Origin of the sequence: Pradoshia sp., assembly GCF_051873915.1 — a bacterium.
GTDB lineage: Bacteria > Bacillota > Bacilli > Bacillales > Pradoshiaceae > Pradoshia.
Map to the genome: position 1 here is coordinate 30688 of NZ_JBJEFJ010000065.1, position 20578 is coordinate 51265.

The following is a 20578-nucleotide window of genomic DNA, read 5'->3' on the forward strand; positions in this document are numbered from 1 at the left end:
TCCAGCCTATTTCTTTATGCGTTATAAATAGCAATGGCAGCAAGCATTAAGCCAATGGCTGCGAGCTTTTGCATGCTGATGGGCGCTGCGGCAGCTCCAAACAGCCCATAATGATTAATGACTGCTCCAATGATAATCTGGCCGGTAATAGCGATAAGGAGTGTTAAGGAGACCCCGATTCTTGGCACACAGAGAGTAATGGCCGCCACAAAGAAGGCTCCGAATAATCCCCCGGTTAATTGCCATTTTGGCACCGTTGTGATTGGTGGAAAACCGCCTTTTCCGAACAGGAGGACAAGAATAATTAAGACAATGGTTCCGGCGGTAAAGGAGATGAGAGATGCCTCTAAAGGACCAATTCTTTTTCCGAGCTCGCCATTGATTTGGCTCTGCATGGCAACGCCGCTGCCGGCTAAAAGGGCTAATAAGGATAATAAATATTTCATCATTATAAACTCCAATCATTATCGTGCATATAGTTTATATAGATAAAGCAAGGTGCCTATGAATGAAGCATTCAAAGTTATGTAAAAACCGGCATGAGCGCTGAGAAAGCTATTGATGAGACTGATCGATGTTACTCCCGGCAGAATCGGCCATGTGAGAAAAACATAGATGCAAAACAGGGGTGTAAGTATTAAGCATAAGGTAAGTAATCCTCGCAGCTTTGACATATATAAAAGAATGATAGAGCCAAAAAGGGAAAATCCAAGCAGCGGAAAGCTCTGCAACGTTTGCCATCCATTCACATGGCTTATATCCATATCTGTATAAAACCATGGGAGAAAAAGGCCGGCTGTACTGAGGACCAGACAGATGAAGATGATTCTTTGGATGTGGGTTGTTTTCATATATAAGCTCCTTCAACAATCAGGTTATCATCTATTATATTTCAATCATTCTTGTTTCAAAAGGGATGAAATAACTAGTCATCTTCTCCGAGAGCATTGAAATAGAAATCACCTACTAAATAGAGATGGGGCGTAGGTGTACATGCAAAATGCGAATGGTCTTTACTTCTCAATAACAAGAAGCACAACTCATTTACCCGAGCCGTGCTTTTTCGTTTATTGACTGATTCACCTTAGTTCGTTCATCAAGGGCAGGGAGGATTCGCGCAAATATGAGGACGCCCAGGAACCCGATAATCGCGATAAAGATAGTCGTGCCAAGTTTAGGCAGATAAGCACTTATGGTAATTGTAATTGAGCAAATGAGATTGCCGATATTATACGTTAACCCATTGACGGCCAAATAGGAGCTGCGCGCATGCTCTGGCGGTAGATTAGCGAGATAATTTTGCTGAACTGGCACCCGCAGGACTTCGCCAATCGTTGCAAACAGCATCGCTGCGAATAATAGCCAAAGATTATTCGTATAGGAAATAATCGTATAGCCTGCTACGAATACTAGGCAGCTAGTCAGTAATACGGTCCGGTCATTTAAATTGGCAATCATTCTGGTGGCAAATAAGGCTAGGAAAACAACGAGAATTGTGTTTTCTGTGCGGAGAAAACCGGTCATTTCAATTCCGCTGAATTCAAATCCGAACAAGCTTTGTAGAGGAAAATCATCTGCAAGACGAACTCCGATATAGTTCGTCAGCTGAAATTCCATGGATAATACGAGAACGCCTGCCAGTACGAAGAGGACAAATACCCTGTCGCTGAACACCTCTTTATAATTGCTGATAAGCTTTCGTGCATGGTCTGCCGGTCTTACTTCTTTTGTTGAGGCAGGGATGTAGGATTCATGAATGACAAAGGTGATAAGGAACCAGGTTATAAGTGTCGTAACCGATAATGCGAGCAATAGCTCAAATAAGTGCTCTTTAAACAAGAAGCCGCCAGCAATACCGCCGATGGCGATGGATAGATTATTAGCCCAGTAGATAATGGTATAGATTGTCTTTCGTTCTTCAGGTTTGCTCACATCAATAAGCATCGCTTGATTAGCTGGACCGGCAAGACCCCAGCAAACACTATTGACTGTCATCATGAAAAAGGTGATAAGGGGTGCGGTAAGCCATGGTGAGTTGCAAATCATCATGGTTGAAAAGGCAAGAAAGCGCATGGATTCCGCAACCACAATAATCTTTTTGCGCCCAAACGTGTCTGAAAAATAACCGCCAAAGAAATTGATGGCAATCCCGACAAATACATTGATCAATAATAAGAGGCCAGCTGTTTTCAACCCGAAATGAAAGGATAAATAAATGGCCATGAAAGGAAAGACCATACTCCCAACTGCCGAGCTTAAGAAAGTTTCAATAATTCGTATTTTAATGGTTCGGTGAAACTGAAAGAAGTTCATCTTATTCTCCCTCTCTATGTTCTATCTTCCATCTTAGTATTATTTTCCACCCGTGGGAAGATGGTAATTGATGAACTCATTATATTTCTTTTCGTCATGAGGGGAATCAGAAAAAGGACCGAGCCGCTGTCATCCTTTTGATGTAGAGACCCGGTTCCTCACAATCAATCTATTATTCTTGTAACGCTGTAACGTTTGCAGCGATTTCCTCATATAGCGGGTATACATTAAACGGTTTTGTATGGCTGCTCAGGCTTAAAATTCCGATAAAATCGAGATGATCCCACGTATTTTTGATAGGATGATAGTTCCATACGCCCTTTTCAGGGGAACCGCTATAGGCTTTATGCGGCTGACCCGATGGATAGAAGGAGGATACAGTGCTGACAAGCCCGTCATTTGGCCACCAGCTTTCATCAATGATTGGTCCTTCGGCCGGATTGTCTCGTGTAAATTTGCCAATGAAGCCTGTCGATGCCAATACAATTGGATGAGAAGATACAATAGGGAGATGATGCCCTGTTAACAAGGAAGCTTTAGAGGCCTGACCAGTATATGAGAAATAATAGACATTAGGTTTCGTATCAACCTCCTCATTCAAGATGGCCGCTCCTAGCGTGCTTAAGTCATAGGCGCTGATATCTTCGCTATCCCATACCTTGCTGTTCATGACTCGGGTCATATAGGAGGTGAAGGTCTCGCCTGCTTGTCTGCGAATACCCCAGTGGTCCAATTTGAAATCGTAGAGAAGGTTTTCTTTGCTGATGCCTGTCACGGTAGATAGGTTAAGCACAAGATTCTTGATGAAGTTAATGAGGTTATTTTCATTATCGGCAAAGGTCGAACCGTTATGAGGGGTCGCTATGCTTGTCGCGCTGTGTACCCAGGATTTCCCGCCTTCGAATAATGAAGCGATTGTTCCTTCTGGATGTGTGTCCTGATAGGCTTGTTCTGCTTCGCTGCCATCCTCTAGGAGGTCAATGACACTGCGGATTGTCAGGCCTCCCATACTATGCCCGACTAAATGGATAGGATGGTTCTCATCCCATTCAGGGTAGATGCCTGCGTAGGTGCGGCCGTATCTGGCATGGCCGTGCTCCTCTGCGTGAGCTGCTCCGTAATCAATCGTTCCGCCTTTAATATAATAATAAAGCTCTACGGAACGGTCATAATTACTAGCGACAGGGCTGACGGTTGCCTGATAAGCTTCATAGCCCATATTATTCAAGTGGCCGATAACATCCTTTGTTCCTCCCCAATAAGGGTATCCAGCGAATTCACCTTCACCCCAGCCGCCGAGACCATGAACAAAAACAATGGGATAGTTATTCCCCTCGTTATCAGCCGCCTTTCCTTGAGATGGATAAAGCGGTATCATGAGCAGCAGGATTATGACAGCTATCAACAATTTACCTTCCTTCAAATACCTTTCCTCCTCTAAATATCGTTTACAATGTCTGATAATTCTGTCTATTAAACATATTATGGCAACGCTTTCATTTGGACAAGTGATAATTAGGCGGCCTGCTGAAAATGAGAGGAAACTCCTAATCAGGCACATGTCTGCAGTCATAGGGCATAGAAAGTATTTGTTAAACAATCATAAAGCGAAGAGCATGATTCATAATCTATATAATAAGACAATGACAATGGGGAGGACTTCTTTATGGCAGCTAGGTCGGGAAAGCAGTATGTGCAGGCCATTAATCGGTTGAAAGCAAATGTATGGATTGACGGGAACAAGATTTCCGGGAATATATCCGACCATCCTGCGCTGAAAGGGGTCATCAAAAGCACTGCAAAACTGTATGATGTTCAATTGCGTAAAGAAAATCAAGACATTATGACTTTTCGTTCCCCTTCTTCAGGTAAACTGGTGGGAACCTCGTTTTTGAAGCCTGAAAGCAAGGAGGATCTTGAAAAGCGGCGTTTATCCACACAGCTTTGGGCAAAGGAAAGCGGTGGGCTTTTAGGACGCTCACCGGATTATATGAATACAGTGATGATGGCTTTTGCTTCTTCGAGTGAGATTTTCTCTCTGCAAGATTCTCGTTTCACACAGAATATGAATACCTTATTCGAACAGGCACGTGAGAAGGATTTATGTTTCACACATACCTTTATCAATCCGCAAGTGAATCGTTCCTCTTATTATATTGAGAATGTCACCGAAACAATCGCTGCCCAAACGGTTGATATAAAAAAGGATGGCATCGTTATTCACGGCGCCCGCCTGCTTGCGACTCAAGGGGGAATTACGGATGAAATACTTGTTTATCCTTCAGGCGGAGCGGCAGGTAATTCAGATATGGCCTATGGTTTCTCCATTCCGAGCAATACACCAGGGTTGAAATTTATCAGCCGTGAACCCTATAGCTATCGTGAATCGGTTTTTGACCACCCGTTGAGTTCACGTTTTGATGAGCTAGATATGATTGTTGTCTTTGATCATGTACTCGTACCATGGGAGAGAGTATTCTTTTATCAGAATCCTGAAATTGCCTTAAAAGCTTATCGAGAAAGCAGCTTTCATCTCCTGGCGGTTCACCAGGTAACAAGCAGAAGAATCGTGAAATTGTCATTTATGCTTGGGGTTGCCAAGAAACTGATAAATACAATACAAGTTGGAGAGTATCCGCATATCCATGAAAAAATTAGTGAAATGAAGGTCGGAATCGAGTCCTTAAAAGCATTGGTGATTGCGGGTGAAAGAAACGCATCACTTGATCAATGGGGGGTGATGGTCCCAGAGCAAAACGCAATGGACGCAGCCGTCATGTTATTTCCAAAGCTATATCCCCGTTGCGTAGAAATTATTCAGCTGATTGGCGCTAGCGGGCTCGCATCCTTACCGACCGCAGCTGACTTCTCTTCTGAGATTAAGGATGATTTAGAATTGTATATGCAAGCAGCAACCGTTGGAGCTAAGGAGAGAGTGAAGATCTTCCGGCTTGCTTGGGATTTGACGATGAGTGCATTTGGTTCACGGCAGACACTCTACGAGAGGTTTTTCTTTGGAGATGCCATTCGTCTTGCCTCTGGGCATTATTATAATATAGACAATAGTGCGACAGAGATTGTGGACCAATTCCTGGATGGGTATGAGGAGTAGAATATAATCAAAAGCTGCATCTCATGTTCAATTTTTGTCCGTCACCCTGTTTTTAACCTCTGAGCAATAATCAGGGGTTATTTTTGCTGATGATTTTCTAATCTCTGTCTAATTTCTCTACTGCCCACTTGGAATATAATACCTATCAGAAAAACCTGTTAAGAATAGGAATATAATCATAGAATATCATTATGTGTTTAAACCATGTAATGAAGGAAGTAGATGTATGGAATATACCAATGATACCAGCAAGGACAATGGCATGAAGGGAATAGCGGAAGAGCTGCTGAATGTGACCCAGCAGGCTGCTATTGCTGCCTATCCTCTTATAGGGAAATGTGATAAATTGCGCGCGGATGATGCGGGGACAAAGGCAATGAGGTATCATCTCAATAATGTTGATATGTACGGCAGAATCGTGATAGGCGAGGGAGAAATGGATGAAGCGCCTATGCTTTATATAAATGAAGAGGTCGGTACAGGGAAGGGTATTGCAGTAGATATTGCCGTCGACCCAATTGAGGGGACCAATCTGATGGCTACGGGGAAGGATAATTCATTGGCGGTTTTGGCTGCTGCCAGGAGCGGCTGCTTATTACATGCCCCGGATATGTATATGAGAAAATTAGCTGTTGGACCTGAAGCAAAAGGCAAAATAGACATAAATGCTCCTTTGACAGACAATATGAAGGCAGTCGCAAAGGCTCAAGGCAAGGATATCCGAGAATTGACCATCATGATTCAAGAAAGGGACAGGCATAGGGAATTAATTAACGAGGTTCTTCAAGCCGGTGCTAAGCTTAAATTGTTTTCAGATGTTGATATTACTGGGGCTATCGGAGCTGCGATGGATAATATCGAGATTGATATGCTCGTTGGAACAGGGGGAGCTCCTGAAGGTGTTGTCACAGCGGTTGCGCTTAAATGCCTCGGAGGAGATTTCCAAGGACAGCTTGTCCCGCAAAATAAGATGGAATATAATCGCTGTCGCGGGATGGGAATAGAAGATCCCTATAAGGTGCTTCAAATGAATGACATCGTTCAAGGTGATGATATTCTCTTCTGTGCCACTGGCATAACGGATGGTTTATTCCTTAATGGAGTCAAGCAAAGAAAGAGCGGAAAGATGTACACTCATTCCTTGCTGTTGGTCGGTGCCAATGCAAAGAGATATGAGCTTATTGAAGGCTTCCATAGCTGATTATGAGTCGGACTAAAGAGTCCGGCTTTTTTTTTGTTGTCAAAAATCTCCAACCGGATGATAAAATCATATCAAGATAATCCGTATTACGTAGTCTCGCTAAAAAGGAAAGTGGATGAAGGAGGGATTGGAAATGTTTTTATACAAGGTGAATGAGGAGCTGTCTCTTGAATTATTGCAGCAGCATCATAGGTATGAGCTCTATGATTTAATAGATACAAATCGGGACCATCTACGCAAATGGCTGCAATGGGTCGACAAAAGACAATCCCCAGAGGATTTCGAGCCGATTATAAAGGCGTGGCTCCAAAACTATGGGGAGAATAATGGGTTTGATGCAGGAATTCGCTATAAGGGCCAATTGGTTGGGATGGTTGCCCTTCACTATATTGATTGGACGAATCGTACGACAAGCATAGGGTATTTTTTAGCAGAAAGCGCCCAGGGGAGAGGAATCATGACGAAAACCCTCCATGCTTTGCTGGAGTACATATTCTCTGTTTTAGCTCTTCATCGTGTAGAGATTGAGTGTGATCTTTCAAACGATAGAAGCTTGGCTGTTCCAGCACGATTAGGTTTTGTGCAAGAGGGCATCAAGCGGCAGGCGCACTGGCTGTATGATCATTATGAGGACCTGGTTACGTTTAGTTTATTGGCAGATGAGTGGATGCGGTGTTCCTCGTTCCAAACGACTTAAGGGCGTGCATGCACCTCCTAAAGCATACCCGCTTGTGAATTTTTAAGGCTTGGCCAGTACCATTCTTGATGCGAGAAAGGTAAAGGGTATAGAGAAAATGGATGCCACGAGCGGAGCAATCGTGTCGGGCAGCTGAAGCATTTGAACGGAAATGAAAATCGTACCAGTGCTGATGGCGATATTGACCAAGTAGGTGAGCGGGAACTGCAGAAACTTCTTTAAGGTAGGCTTCGTTCGATAGGTAAAGTAGGTATTCATGAAGAAGGAGCCAATAATACTGATGAAAAAACTAATAAAATGAGCTCCTAAATAATTGAATTCAAGAATATTTTTAAAGAGTAAATAAAAGATATAATAATTAATGGTATTCATTATTCCAACAAGATTAAACTTCCAAAATTCCTTGTCCGTAAACATCATGTGTATTACCAGCCTTCTGTATGGTCATTATGGAATAGTATGCACATATGAGAGAGGGCTAAAAACACATAATAAAAAACCGGAATTCAAAAAAGAATTCCGGTTTTACGTCCAAACATTATATTCTTTTAATAAATCCATTCCAATATCCCGATAATAGGGCAACTGGGTTAGATCATACTGATTCGGCTGTCCAATTAAATAGCTGCGAAATTCCTCTGCCTGTTTTCGTTGATCCTCGGTCAAGCTTGGATGATTGTCGAGAACAACATGTCCGAGTTCATGCAGAATTTGTGAATGGACAACTAGTATTTTATCTCTTGGTGTATTCTTCGCGGCATAGTGCAAAGACTGCAAATAATGACTTGCTGCTTCTTCGTAATTTCCTGTTAGATAGGCGAGTTTCCCAGCTGCTTCGTACACATTCATTTTTTCCATATCGGTTTTAGCAAGCTGAATCGCGGATCTGTATGTGTCGAGCGCCTTTTGGAATTCCTGCTTTTTTGTATAATTTTCTGCTAATAATATGGTTGAAGGGAGAATCATCTTTCTGACTCTTCTCGGTGTTTTGTCTGTTATAGAGTTCAGCCCTTTTTCAAAATTGACGATGGCTTCGTCAATATGATTGTTTTCATCTGCCTTAATAGCCTTTTGCAAGTAATCTTCTGACTGATTGGAGGTGTTGAAAAAATTTAGTTTTTGCATATAAATCACCTCTTTCACAAAATCGTATATCAATATAATTATAACATACAAAACGTACAAATGTTGCAAGATTTTGAAAATTATATTTGATTAAAAACCCGTTCTGTCCTTGAACGGGTTTTTGTCTTACTGTTTCTCTTGTTCTTTCGTGACTTTCCCTGGGAACCACCAGTTCCATTTCCCCAGCAGTCTCATCAGGGCGGGTACAAGGACCATTCGGATGAGCGTGGCATCAATGAAGATGGCGAGCGCTACCCCAACTCCTACCTGCTTGACGGGGACGATATCTGTGAAGGCAAAGGCACCAGTGACAGCGATCATGATGGCAGCGGCTGATGTGATAATTCGGCTTGTAGTCGTCAAGCCCTCAAGGGTCGCCTTATCATTATCCCCGGTCTCCAGGTATATCTCACGAATACGGGAAATCAGGAAGACTTCATAGTCCATGCTCAGCCCAAAGACAATTGCAAAGATGAAGATAGGAATCATGAGGGCGATCGGATTGGGATCTACCCCGAGATGTCCCTCTTGGAAAATCCAGACGATCAGACCGAATGCAGCCCCAAGAGATAAAATATTCATCAAAATTGCCTTAAGCGGAATCAGAATGGAGCGGAAGGCGACCATTAGAATCAAGAACGTTGCACACACAATTAAGATTAAGCCTTTAGGTGTTTGTGAACCAATCTCATCGTATATTTCCTGGTTAAATTTCGCCCGTCCGCCTGCTGTGTAGGTCAGCTCCGTATCAATACTGTCCTCTTCTAGGTCTCGGACATATTCCTTTGCTTCTGTCGAATCATAAGGAGCATCAAGCTCAAGCATGATATAGGTTGTATCCTCATTAACCATGGTTTCTAATGCCGGTTCAAGCTGTGTCCGCATTTGTTCAGCTTGCAAGGCTTGGTTTAATCGGTCGGCTGAACCCGTGTCCGTGATGGAGAAAATTGAATCGATATTTGTCACGAGAGGATTTTCTTTTAGTTCCTTTATGAATCCTTCCACCTGTTTCAATGAGCTTGTGGACAGAATGCTATCATCTGCCTGAAGGACAATAGGCATATTGGTATGGTCCTCGGGCTGGAAGTTTTCCTCAAAGGTTTCATAGGCAATCCGTGTTTCACTGTCAGCCGGTAATGATTCAGCATCTGGAATCTCAAGCTCGATATGACGGATTGGTGTCGCGATGAGAAGTAAAATAGCTAAAGCTGCTAAGGCTGTCAATATTGGCTTCTTCATAACATATCCAGCAAATTTTCGCCAAGTAGAGGCATCCTCATCCCGATTCTTTAGAATCATCGCTTTATTGATATTCTCTCCAAGGATGGAGAGAAGTCCTGGCAGAAAGGTTAAAGCGGAAATGACAGAAACCAATACGACGACAATTCCTCCAACAGCTACACTTCTAAAGATATCAATTTGAATGAAAAGCATACCAGTTAAGCCTAAGATTACACAAATCCCGGAAAAGCCAATGGCTCGACCAGCTGTCTTTGTCGTAATCGAGACAGCCTCCTTTACGCTATGATGCTTCAATTCCTCCCTGAAGCGATTAATGTAAAGCAAGGCGAAGTCAATGCTGACGGCAAGTCCAATCATTGGTGCCACATTTAGGACGAAAACCGATAAATTGATGATTTGTCCAAGGAAATAAATAATTCCCATCGCGGTAACAACAGCGACTGCTCCGGTCAATAAAGGAATGAAGGCTGCAATCAATCCCCCGAATGCTAATAGGAGAACAATCATGGCAACTGGGACACCAATCAATTCGGCATTTTTTAAGTCCTTTTGAGAGGCCTTATTCATTTCTTCCTCAATTACATCACCGCCAGTTAACGAAAGCGAAATGGCGTCATTTTTTAACTTTGCATTCAGCGCATCGATGTTGTCCGCAGGCTCTCTCTCTTCCTCAAAGGAAATGGAGGCATAGGCAACGTCCTCTTTAATTTGAGAGGGATTTTCAAGCGGTGATGATACAGATGTGATTCCATCAATGGATTCAAGCTTCTTTAAAGTATCTTGAATGTGCGTCTCAAATTCTTCCTCGCTTAACTTCTCGCTGTTTTCAAATAAAACGATATAAGGTGATGAAGATTGACCGAAATGATCTTCAAGCAGTTGATTTGCTTGATCATAGGAAGAATCCTTCATTTCAAAGCCGCTGCCTTGAAGGATTCCCGGCATTTTCAAAGCAAAGAATCCCATGGTGATGGTGAAGATAATCCAAAATAGTACAAGTCCTCTTCGATATGTATACATAATGTCCTCCCTTCGAGAATTAAACGACTATTGATATATACCCTATTGATAGTAAATAAGCTCTCCTATCCCTATTGTCCTGTATTTTCCTTGTTGATTCAATTATGCGACAATTGGTAATTATTAAAATATGTGTACAGAGAATAAAATGAGGGGAATAAGTGAATAGTACAACTTAGTACAGACAACAAAGGAGGAACATTATAAATGAAAAAATTATTATCCATTCTGACTATTTTTTGTATGGCATTCATGGCGGCTGGCTGTAATGATGATAATAGCAGTGGTCAAACGAATGACAATACGGCAAATGAGGAATCATCCAATAACACGAGCAATTCAGATCAGGATACCAATAACGAAACAAATACAAACGCCACTGAAACAAAAAATGATATTCCATTCAATGAATTCAGCTTAGAAGTAAAATATCCAAACAACAAAGAATATGAAGCGGATTATGAATATGAAAACAATACCGTGGATGCATCCATTGAGGATGATTTGAACAACAAACGGGTAACCGGTGATGATGCCGAAAGTCAATTACGTGATATCTTGAAGTCACTGGACATCGATGCTCAAACCTCTGAGGATGATGTAATCTCTAAGGTGATCTCAAGCTTTGATGTAGCAGACGATTATCAAGAAATTGATGTAGACATTACCTTCACAGATGGAACTGAGAAAGAGTATCGTAAAACAAAATAAGAAAGTAAAAAGCGCAGATTTTGATTCTGCGCTTTTTGTATGGAAACAGCGATCAGTTTGCCTATTTCCATCCTCTGAAGTATAGCTTAATTCTTCTCGATATCTCTTGAAAGAGATTTTCCTTCTTCCCATTCTGTTCATTTTTCTTAGCCTTCCATTCATTTAATGCAGCGACCGTAATCAAGATTGCTCCTCCAATAAAGAGATACCACCACCAAGGGAGATTCCCCCAATACGGTCTTGTCTGAAGGAATACATTTAATAGAATCATGCTTATGCCTGTCGAGAAATACAATAGGCGTTTGCCATAAAAGCCGTAGATGGCAGCCGCTAAGGAAAGAGAGCCGACGGTAATAGCTTCTTCAACGCTATTTTCAAGAATCGCGTCATACACAATCAGTGCTGAGGTCAGAACGAGTGCAATCTTATGAAGCTGACTGAGTGTTCCATTGTATCTCCAGACCTTCTTTTCCAAAATCAAAAGAACGAAAATGAGCGGCAATAGATAAGCTTCCATTTCTACATATGAAGGGAGGCCAATATTGCTTATTAGAACATAATATGGTTGAAGCAACGCCATTATTGTAACGGTCATCATGATTCTGCGCCATTTTTGATTTTCGAATCGCTGAATCTGGACATAAAATAGACCAGCAGCCACAAGACCCGGCAGCATCTTTAAGAAAAGGAATGCATCATGTGGCACGGGAAAAGCAACTAGGTAAATAAAAGAACCGACCAAGTACCAATCCAAAATGGGCTCACTCTTTATCCATTTTCCTGAATGCTGAAATGGCTGCTTGAATGTCGAAGTTCCCATAACAGTGAATAGAAGAATCGCTGTCATAGCTCCCGCAAGTTCCAGGTACATGGAGTCTGATAAATAGGTACTCACATATCCTTTCCATATCAGGATAAAGGTGAGCATCGGCCAAAGCAGGATGAAAAACAGCCTTGTTTGATGGATGAAAAATATCAGTAACCCAGAATAAATGAGCACAAAAATGATGGAATAGCCTTCATCCATAAAGAAGGAGGAGGGCAGGCCAAGAGACATGAACAGCACGATGAAATACATGAGGCGTTTCTTAGTAGCTGGATTAGCCAGCAGCCAATAAAAGAAATAGGTCAGGGCTGAAATAAAAGGCACAAGCGCTAGGGTGGATAACGACCAATCCATCTTAAGCCCCCATTCTCCAATCATTAAGGGAACGAAGCTCATAGAAAGGTACAGTGTCAGCTTTTTCATCCATTCCATATGAACCAGCCTGCCGGCGTAATAGAAGAGACCAATCCCAAGGATGTATTCCCAATCAGCACTCATGCCTGTTATCTCAAGTATCATGCAGGCTACGAGGAAGCTAATGAGTGCGGTATAGAGGAAGAATGGAAAGATAGCTATTCTTCTCTTGAGGTAATATTCTGCTGCAGCCAAAAGGACAGGACCTAAGAGACAGAGGAATGAAGCCCAACTGCCGGTATCAAAGAGCCGGATTGCGGCAAAATAGGTGAACAAAAAGGCAAGCCCTGCTCCAATCCATAGGTAACGAACGGAATTGATTTTAGCCAGATGGCTGAATAAAATCATGCCAAAAGCAAAGAGGAAAACAGGCCATAAATTGTCAGGCTCATTGATTGCCGGGACAAAACAGAGAAGAATACCTAAGGCATATAATCCTCCTGATAGATAATCAAACATTAGACGGATCTTCGGCAGCTTTCTATAAGCAGCAAGGGCCGTGAGCCATAGGATGATGGCCAGGTAGAAGGGAATCCATTTCCCATCTACAGTAGAAAATTCGCTGAAAAAGGAATACCAGCCAACCGCTAAAAGGAATGGAACGACCTTCGCTAAGGGAGACTGTCTCTCTATATATAAGAGGATGGATTGAATGATGGTAACCAGCCAAATACCAAAAGGGACAGAATCAACTGCTGCATAGCCTGCCAATAAGAGAAAAATGAGATGCACCGCATTGTAATAGACCATTTTATACTTCTGAAGGTAAGAAAAAGGAGCAAAGAGAACAACACCATACATGATGAGCGTGCTGATTAATAGGAACGGCCAAGTCAAACTCATATGGGTCCAATCAGACAAGGCTAGGCCGAGTGAGAAGCAGCCTAAAAAGAGATAGACAATTCCAAATCCAGCGATTGGAACAAGCTGGATCTTCTTTGTGAGTGCAAGGATGGTTGCATACATAAGGAAATAGGCAATGGACGTCACAAATTCATCCCCGTTCTGTACAAAGAAGGTATCAAGTGAGACATAACTAAACGCAATAAATGTCACTGCTGTGCCAGTGTATCGATACAGAGTGCTCCAATCGGCAGATGAGCGTTCCTGCTGGAAATGGAGAAGTGCGGTAAATACAAATCCTAAGGCAGCCATCAGAAGAACAGCAGCCTCATGAGATAAGTGATTAAAGGTTTGATACACCCCGTAAATCAGCAAAATCGGGAAGATATAGTAATATTCCTTCCGATTCTGATACTGGCTCACCAAAAGGTACAGTACACTTGAAAGAAGAATGCTAAAGCCGTTAATTGTCTTGCTTTCAAAGAGGAAAAGGGTGAAAAGTGAGACGAGTACAAGATTGGCCTGTATGTATAAATGATAGTGATTGGTGAACAAGGTGTGATTCACCCAGCTTGTTAACCGCTCTCTTCCTATAAGAAGCAGAAAATTAATCAAGGTCATGCAAAGGAAGAACAGGTCTTCTGATATAATGATGAATTTGACCAAGAAACCCACTGTAATGGTAATCCCAGCATAAACAAAAGAAGTGAAAAACAAGGAGAAATGCCTCCGCATGAAATAAAGGTATAAGGCAGTTGTGATGAAGGAAGATAGAAAGCCGAAGAGGTATCTTCCGCCACCGTCAATCGAAAGCCAAGTGCCAAACAGGTGGAAATAGCCTGCGCTGACCCATATAACGGGGAAAAACAATGCAGCTAAAACGAGAAAGCTGAAGGAACTCTTAGTGATTTTGAAAATCTTATCTGTCACAAGGTGAATCCCGTAAAAGAAAAGACAAATAAGTGCAACCCATAAGGTTTTCGCAATAGGCGAATAGGAGCTCCAATTATTTGTTGCGAACATAAGTCCTCCAAACAAGAGCATAATGACCCCCGCAATTAATGACCAAGTAATATTCCTTTCTCTAAGCTCTGCCTTAGATTTAGGTGCTTTTTGTTTGATCGGCTTAACCGCTGCGGCGGATTTTGGCGGATTTTCGATTGGCTGATGAACAGCCGGCCGGTTATTCAGTGCCTGGCTTTTCTCGATTTGGAATTGTTCATGGGCTGTATAGACTTGCTTGAATGCCTTATCTGAAATAAGCCCGGAGCGATAAAGCTTTCTGAGATGTGTTATAAAAATATCCTCGTGTTCCAATGGGCATTCCTCCCTTCCTTTAGGAATATATTCCGGACTGTATTGGTAAACTCCTTTTTTTGTATCAGTCTCGTTACAAAAAGATTAAACGAGTTATTTATTTGTTTAGTTTATTAGTAAATGGCTATAAGAATTGTAACAACTTGGAATAAGGAGAGGAACTGAGTGGACAACAAAGAAGAGAAATTGAAAATGACGCGTGCCGAGGCGGGCAGAAAAGGCGGGCTTGCCACCGCGAAGAAGCATACCCCTGATTTCTACAAAAAGATTGGACAAAAAGGCGGTAAATCAACGGCAGACAAGCATGATAAAGAATTCTATCAAGGAATCGGGCAAAAAGGCGGAAGCTCAACCTCTGAAAAGCATACAAGTGAATTCTATAAAGAAATTGGCCAAAAGGGCGGAAGTGCGACAGCAAAGAAATTCGATAAGGACTTCTACCGAGAGATTGGGAAGAAGGGCGGAGAGACAGCTGCTAAGAACCGGAATGGCCAGGCGAAGGCCGGAAATGGCTAAATGTCCTATAGGGGACTGGTTTTAAGAAGTTTGCCTCAGTATGAGGCGGGCTTCTTTTTTATATACTGATTTTTCCCGTTGCACATTCATGAAAGTTAGGTATAAGATGTAATAGGCATAACGAATGAAAAGGAGTTGATATTATTGAGTAACTACGACTCGGGAGACCCGGACACGAGTAAAACTGGGGAACCCAATGGTGCTTTTTTTGAAAAGTGGGGAAAGATAATAATCAATCCTGTCAAAAGAGTTGGTGCTTCCCTCTAAAAGAGGAGGTTTTTGTTACATGTTGGAATACTACATTACAGACTCAGCAAATACATTGAAAAAAATTGATGACCTGCAAAAGGGCTGCTGGGTGAATATGGTCGCGCCGAGCGAATCAGAGATTAAGCTCATATCAGAACGCTTGAACATTCCGGAAGACTTCATTAAAGACCCGCTCGATGATGAGGAGCGCTCACGTTTGGAGAAGGAAGATAATCATGTATTGATTATCGTTGACTTCCCCTACATTATTTATGATGATTCAGGCTTCCCTGTCTATGAAACCCTCCCGATTGGTTTGATTGTGACAGAAGAATGCTTTATCACCATCTCACTGATTGAGAATCCAATTATCATGGACTTCATTAATAAGAAAATAAAAGGGTTCTTTACGTATAAGAAAACCCGTTTTGCCTTGCAAATTCTCTTTCATATCTCCACCTACTATTTACGATACTTAAAGCAAATCAACCGGAAGACCGATGACATAGAGAAAGAACTCCATCAATCCATGAAGAATGAGGAATTATATGCCTTCCTCTCCTTGGAGAAGAGTTTAGTTTATTTTACAACATCCTTAAAATCCAACAAAATTGTGCTGCAGAAAATGCTGCGCCTCAATCATTTGAAAATGTATGAAGAGGATAAGGATTTGCTGGAGGATGTCATTATTGAAAACACCCAGGCGATTGAAATGGCTGAGACGTATCACTCAATTCTTACCAGTATGATGAATACATTCGCATCGGTTATCTCAAATAACTTAAATATCGTCATGAAATTCCTGACTTCCATCACCATTATCTTGTCTTTCCCGACGATTGTGGCCAGTATATATGGAATGAACGTTGATCTGCCTTATCAAAACAATCCTTATGCCTTTATAGGCGTTATATTTGTTGCACTTTTGTTATCATCTGTCACAACTATCATATTTTGGAAGAAGAAGTACTTTTAAAGATAGCGGTTCGCTATCTTTTTTTTTGGGGCAGACTAAGCTTATTCGCTATTGAAGTAAGAAGAATGGTGGTAGTCCTTAGTTGAAAGGGATATAAGATAGAGCTACACTTAAGGTTTGTGCAGGAAATATTTGTTTAATTAGATGAGGTGAATACATCAGTGGAATTTAGAGAAAGTGCGGCTAAACGGGTTGCTTGGATCAGTATTTGGAGCAATATTATTCTTACGCTTGGAAAGCTGTTCATCGGCTTATGGGCAGCCAGCGATGCTTTATTTGCGGATGGTATTCACTCGGCGGCTGATGTGTTTGCTTCTGTTATTGTCTTATTAGTCATAAGGGTCTCCAATAAGCCTGCAGACCTGGAGCATCCATATGGACATGGAAAAGCGGAGGTTATTGTATCTGGCATTATCGGGATACTGCTCTTCCTTGTGTCTCTTTATATTGTCTATGAAGGCATTGCAGGGTTTTTCCACCCAGTGGAAGCTCCAAGCTTTATTGCGTTTTGGGTTGGACTGTTTTCTTATGTCGCTAAAGAATGCTTGTTCCGCTATTCAATGAGTGTGGGCAAGAGGATGAATAGTAAGGCCATCGAAGCGATTGCCTATGACCATAAAGCGGATATCGTAGCATCACTTGCCGCAGCGATAGGGGTGCTCGTATCCTATCTTGGTGATAAGTTTGGCATTGGGTTCCTTCTATATGGGGATAAAATTGCCAGTATATTCGTCGCTTATCTAATATTCAAGATTGCCAAGGAAATGCTGACGGAGTCCTTTGATATCCTTATTGAGCGCAATGTGAGTCAAGAGCTTATGGACCAATTCAGAGACATTGTGACAGCTTTCCCGGATGTCAGGCGCATTGACAGAATCAGAGCGCGAGAGCACGGACATTATATTATAATGGATATCCGCATCTCCATTGATCAAGATAAGACCATTAAGCAGGGACATGATCTTTCGCGTGATATTAAGCATACATTAATGGAGAAATTTGACCATATAGAGGAAGTATTGATTCATCTTAATCCATACTTTCCTGAATGACAAAAGCCAATTTGTGCCCCGGGGTGCAAGTTGGCTTTTTTATGTCCAATCATCAGAATGTTTTTTGCTATTTTTTCCTTTGGATAATGATATAGTAGAAAATAATAGTGACGGGAAGGAAGAAGGGAAATGATGAAAAGAGGAAAGAACTGTCTGTATGTATTAGCCCTTCTTTTCCTTCTGACTTTAGCTGGATGCCAGTCTTCAGAAGGAGAGAGTAAGGAGAAGGTTGAACTCATCATTAGTGCTGCAGCAAGTCTTCAGAATGTACTCGGTGAAATTAAGACGGTTTATGAGGAAGAGAATGAAGATATCTCGCTCGTTTTTAATTACGGCGGTTCAGGTGCGCTTCAGCATCAAATAGAGAATGGAGCTCCGGCTGATTTGTTTATCTCAGCTGCCATTGAACCCTTTGAACTTCTCCTTCAGAATGGATGGATTGATAAGGAGGCACAAACGAATCTTCTTAGCAATGAGCTGGTGCTCGTGGCGGGTGATCAATCAGAGATGCGAGGAATAGAGAATCTTGAATCTGCCTCTAAGATTGCGATAGGCTCTCCTGATTCCGTTCCAGCAGGACAATATGCTAAGCAGTCACTTGAGGCACTTGGTCTGTGGGAAACAGTTAAAGATAAGCTTGTCCCCACAAAGGATGTCACACAGGTTCTCACCTATGTGGAAACAGGGAATGTTGAGGTTGGCTTTGTTTATGCAACAGATGCGAAAAACTCTAGTCAGGTGAAGGTCATTGATACGGTTCCTGATGAGAGTCATGAGGCCATTATCTATCCGGCCGGTGTTATTTCTTCAAGCAAGGAAAAGGAGAATGCGGAAGAATTATATAGGTATCTCCAATCAGATGAGGCGCAAAAGATATTTGAAAAGTATGGGTTTAAAGGGTTGAAGTAAACAATGCAAATCGATTTTTGGGCACCAATCAAACTATCTATTGAAATAGCAGCCATCTCCGGTCTGCTGGCTGTCTTTTTGGGTATCATGTCGGCTAGAATAATGGTCAAGCGGCAATCAATGAAGGGGAGGATGCTGATTGAAACCTTTTTTCTTCTCCCGATTGTGCTGCCGCCAACCGTAATCGGATTTCTTCTAGTCGTTATCTTTGGGCAGAGGAGCCCAGTTGGAGAGCTGATTTATACTTTATTTAATCAATCCATTATTTTCACATGGAGTGCGGCTGCGATTGCTTCCACAGTTGTCGCATTTCCATTAATGTATCAAAGCGCGAAGGCTGGCTTTGCTGCCGTTGATCAGGAGATAGAGGATGCGGCCAGGGTGGACGGGGGAAGCGAATGGAAGGTTTTTTGGAGGATTTCTATCCCGCTTTCGGCAAAAGCCCTGCTCGCTGGAGCCATTCTTACATTTGCGCGTGCGCTCGGAGAGTTTGGAGCGACGCTTATGTTTGCCGGAAATATACCTGGGAAGACCCAAACAATGCCGATTGCGATATACATGGCATTTGAATCAGGCCAATCAACACTTGCCTGGGCTTGGGTGGGCATGATGATTCTCATGTCTATTGGCATGCTTGTCGTTGTGCAAATTTTTCAAAGGACGCATTCTTAATTGGCGAGAAGATTAAATTTTTTGAAAGCTCAAGATGTGATAATGCGTTATAGGGCTGACTAATGGTAAAATAGGTATTGATAATGAAATAAGGGAGCTGGAATGATGAATTTGGAGCAAAGATTAGATAAATATGCTGAGCTAGCTGTCAAAGTCGGGGTTAATATTCAGAAAGATCAAATATTATACATATCATCCTCAGTAGAGGTCGCACCATTTACCCGCAAGGTAGTTCGCAAAGCCTATGAGGCAGGAGCACGTCATGTTTATGTGGACTGGGCGGATGAAGAAGTGACTCGTGCTAAATTTGAGCTTGCGCCGGAAGATGCCTTCAGTGAAGTGCCTGAATGGCTCGTCGCTCAAAAAGAATATTTAATCGAAAAAGGCGGAGCAATCATATCAATCGTATCGCAAAGCCCAGATGCCTTGAAGGGCATCGAAGCAAAACGTATCGCAAATTATCAAAAGGCTACTGGCACAGCACTTAATAAATTCCGTCAAGCCATGCAGGCAGATAAATTCAGCTGGAGTGTCATCGCTGCTGCCGGCCAAAAATGGGCAAATAAAGTATTCCCAGATGCGGAAAACAGCGTTGAAATGTTATGGGATGCTATTCTAAAAGCAGTGCGCGTTGATTCAGCCGATCCTGTTCAAACATGGATAGAGCATGATCATACACTGCGTGCAAAGGCAGATTACTTAAACGAGAAGAAATATAAAGCCTTACATTATCGTGCGCCAGGAACGGACTTAACTATTCAGCTTTCCGACAAGCATGAATGGTGCGGGGCGGGAAGTATCAATGCCAAAGGTCACTCCTTCATGGCCAATATGCCGACGGAGGAAGTGTTTACAGTCCCATTGAAAGAAGGGGTCAATGGAACGGTGGCCAGCACGAAGCCGCTCAGCTATGGCGGAAATGTCATTGACCGCTTCTCCTTGACATTTGAGAACGGAAAAGCGGTTAGTGCGAAGGCTGAGACAGGAGAGGATGTCCTTCTTAGTCTTCTTGATACAGATGAAGGATCTAGATATCTTGGAGAAGTGGCGTTAGTGCCTCATCGTTCGCCGATATCTGATACGAATGTGTTGTTCTATAATACATTATTTGATGAGAATGCTTCTAACCATTTAGCCATTGGCTCCGGTTATGCCTTCTGCTTGAAAGGTGGAAAGGAAATGTCAGAGCAGGAGCTGATTGATAATGGTGTGAACAATAGCATTACCCATGTAGATTTCATGATTGGCTCTGCGGAGATGGATATTGACGGTGAGCTTGCGGACGGGACACTTGAACCAATCTTCCGCGGCGGAAACTGGGCATTTTAATTAATTTAGGCCTTGGGTCAAGGACCCTTGGCCTTCTTTTATCATTATCTTCTA

The 20578-nt window shown here is 42.3% G+C and carries 17 protein-coding genes; 10 read left to right on the top strand and 7 right to left on the bottom strand.

What is annotated here, in order from left to right; genetic code table 11:
* Positions 1-14 precede the first annotated feature (14 nt).
* The 3 genes from ACI35L_RS06320 to ACI35L_RS06330 all read right to left on the bottom strand — a co-directional run bounded on the left by ACI35L_RS06320 (position 15) and on the right by ACI35L_RS06330 (position 3736).
* Positions 15-449 (bottom strand): DMT family transporter, encoded by a 435-nt coding sequence (locus tag ACI35L_RS06320; protein WP_231589543.1) that lies wholly within the window; start codon positions 447-449, stop codon positions 15-17.
* Between the two features lie 595 nt (positions 450-1044).
* Positions 1045-2313 (bottom strand): MDR family MFS transporter, encoded by a 1269-nt coding sequence (locus ACI35L_RS06325; protein ID WP_049671951.1) that lies wholly within the window; start codon positions 2311-2313, stop codon positions 1045-1047.
* Between the two features lie 172 nt (positions 2314-2485).
* A complete protein-coding gene (locus ACI35L_RS06330; protein WP_197089945.1) occupies positions 2486-3736 on the bottom strand; it encodes an esterase/lipase family protein in 1251 nt (416 codons plus the stop codon).
* A gap of 243 nt (positions 3737-3979) precedes the next feature.
* Between ACI35L_RS06330 and hpaB the strand changes: the two genes are divergently transcribed.
* From hpaB to ACI35L_RS06345, 3 genes are all read left to right on the top strand, one after another.
* Positions 3980-5425, top strand: coding sequence for a 4-hydroxyphenylacetate 3-monooxygenase, oxygenase component (hpaB, locus tag ACI35L_RS06335; protein WP_439802476.1), 1446 nt, complete (start codon positions 3980-3982; stop codon positions 5423-5425).
* 226 nt (positions 5426-5651) lie between these two features.
* Positions 5652-6626 carry a class II fructose-bisphosphatase gene (gene glpX, locus ACI35L_RS06340; RefSeq protein WP_082197175.1) on the top strand — a complete coding sequence of 325 codons (975 nt, stop codon included), beginning with the start codon at positions 5652-5654 and terminating at the stop codon, positions 6624-6626.
* A 133-nt stretch (positions 6627-6759) separates the two neighbouring features.
* Positions 6760-7323 carry a GNAT family N-acetyltransferase gene (locus tag ACI35L_RS06345; protein WP_049671949.1) on the top strand — a complete coding sequence of 188 codons (564 nt, stop codon included), beginning with the start codon at positions 6760-6762 and terminating at the stop codon, positions 7321-7323.
* Between the two features lie 42 nt (positions 7324-7365).
* On the opposite strand, the gene ACI35L_RS06350 is transcribed toward ACI35L_RS06345, so the two are convergent.
* The 3 genes from ACI35L_RS06350 to ACI35L_RS06360 form a co-directional block, all read right to left on the bottom strand.
* Positions 7366-7743: a GtrA family protein gene (locus tag ACI35L_RS06350; RefSeq protein ID WP_049671948.1), complete on the bottom strand. Its 378-nt coding sequence runs from the start codon at positions 7741-7743 to the stop codon at positions 7366-7368.
* A 105-nt stretch (positions 7744-7848) separates the two neighbouring features.
* Positions 7849-8448 (bottom strand): tetratricopeptide repeat protein, encoded by a 600-nt coding sequence (locus tag ACI35L_RS06355; RefSeq protein WP_049671947.1) that lies wholly within the window; start codon positions 8446-8448, stop codon positions 7849-7851.
* Between the two features lie 126 nt (positions 8449-8574).
* On the bottom strand, positions 8575-10710 hold the full coding sequence (locus ACI35L_RS06360) for an MMPL family transporter (protein WP_439802477.1): 2136 nt from the start codon (positions 10708-10710) through the stop codon (positions 8575-8577).
* 207 nt (positions 10711-10917) lie between these two features.
* Between ACI35L_RS06360 and ACI35L_RS06365 the strand changes: the two genes are divergently transcribed.
* The gene (locus tag ACI35L_RS06365; RefSeq protein WP_049671945.1) at positions 10918-11421 is read left to right on the top strand and encodes a YusW family protein; all 504 of its coding nucleotides are present in this window, start codon (positions 10918-10920) and stop codon (positions 11419-11421) included.
* A 61-nt stretch (positions 11422-11482) separates the two neighbouring features.
* Here ACI35L_RS06365 and ACI35L_RS06370 read toward each other — a convergent pair whose 3' ends face one another.
* Positions 11483-14821, bottom strand: coding sequence for a hypothetical protein (locus ACI35L_RS06370; protein WP_439802478.1), 3339 nt, complete (start codon positions 14819-14821; stop codon positions 11483-11485).
* A gap of 165 nt (positions 14822-14986) precedes the next feature.
* Between ACI35L_RS06370 and ACI35L_RS06375 the strand changes: the two genes are divergently transcribed.
* The 6 genes from ACI35L_RS06375 to ACI35L_RS06400 all read left to right on the top strand — a co-directional run bounded on the left by ACI35L_RS06375 (position 14987) and on the right by ACI35L_RS06400 (position 20524).
* Positions 14987-15337 carry a KGG domain-containing protein gene (locus tag ACI35L_RS06375; RefSeq protein ID WP_439802479.1) on the top strand — a complete coding sequence of 117 codons (351 nt, stop codon included), beginning with the start codon at positions 14987-14989 and terminating at the stop codon, positions 15335-15337.
* Positions 15338-15623: 286 nt separating this feature from the next.
* A complete protein-coding gene (locus ACI35L_RS06380) occupies positions 15624-16562 on the top strand; it encodes a magnesium transporter CorA family protein (RefSeq protein ID WP_049671943.1) in 939 nt (312 codons plus the stop codon).
* Positions 16563-16723: 161 nt separating this feature from the next.
* Complete coding sequence (locus tag ACI35L_RS06385; RefSeq protein ID WP_049671942.1) at positions 16724-17614, top strand: cation diffusion facilitator family transporter; 891 nt, start codon at positions 16724-16726, stop codon at positions 17612-17614.
* Positions 17615-17743: 129 nt separating this feature from the next.
* Positions 17744-18523 (top strand): molybdate ABC transporter substrate-binding protein, encoded by a 780-nt coding sequence (gene modA / locus ACI35L_RS06390; RefSeq protein WP_049671941.1) that lies wholly within the window; start codon positions 17744-17746, stop codon positions 18521-18523.
* Positions 18524-18526: 3 nt separating this feature from the next.
* Positions 18527-19195, top strand: coding sequence for a molybdate ABC transporter permease subunit (gene modB / locus ACI35L_RS06395; RefSeq protein ID WP_049671940.1), 669 nt, complete (start codon positions 18527-18529; stop codon positions 19193-19195).
* Positions 19196-19297: 102 nt separating this feature from the next.
* Positions 19298-20524: an aminopeptidase gene (locus ACI35L_RS06400; protein WP_049671939.1), complete on the top strand. Its 1227-nt coding sequence runs from the start codon at positions 19298-19300 to the stop codon at positions 20522-20524.
* Positions 20525-20578 lie beyond the last annotated feature (54 nt).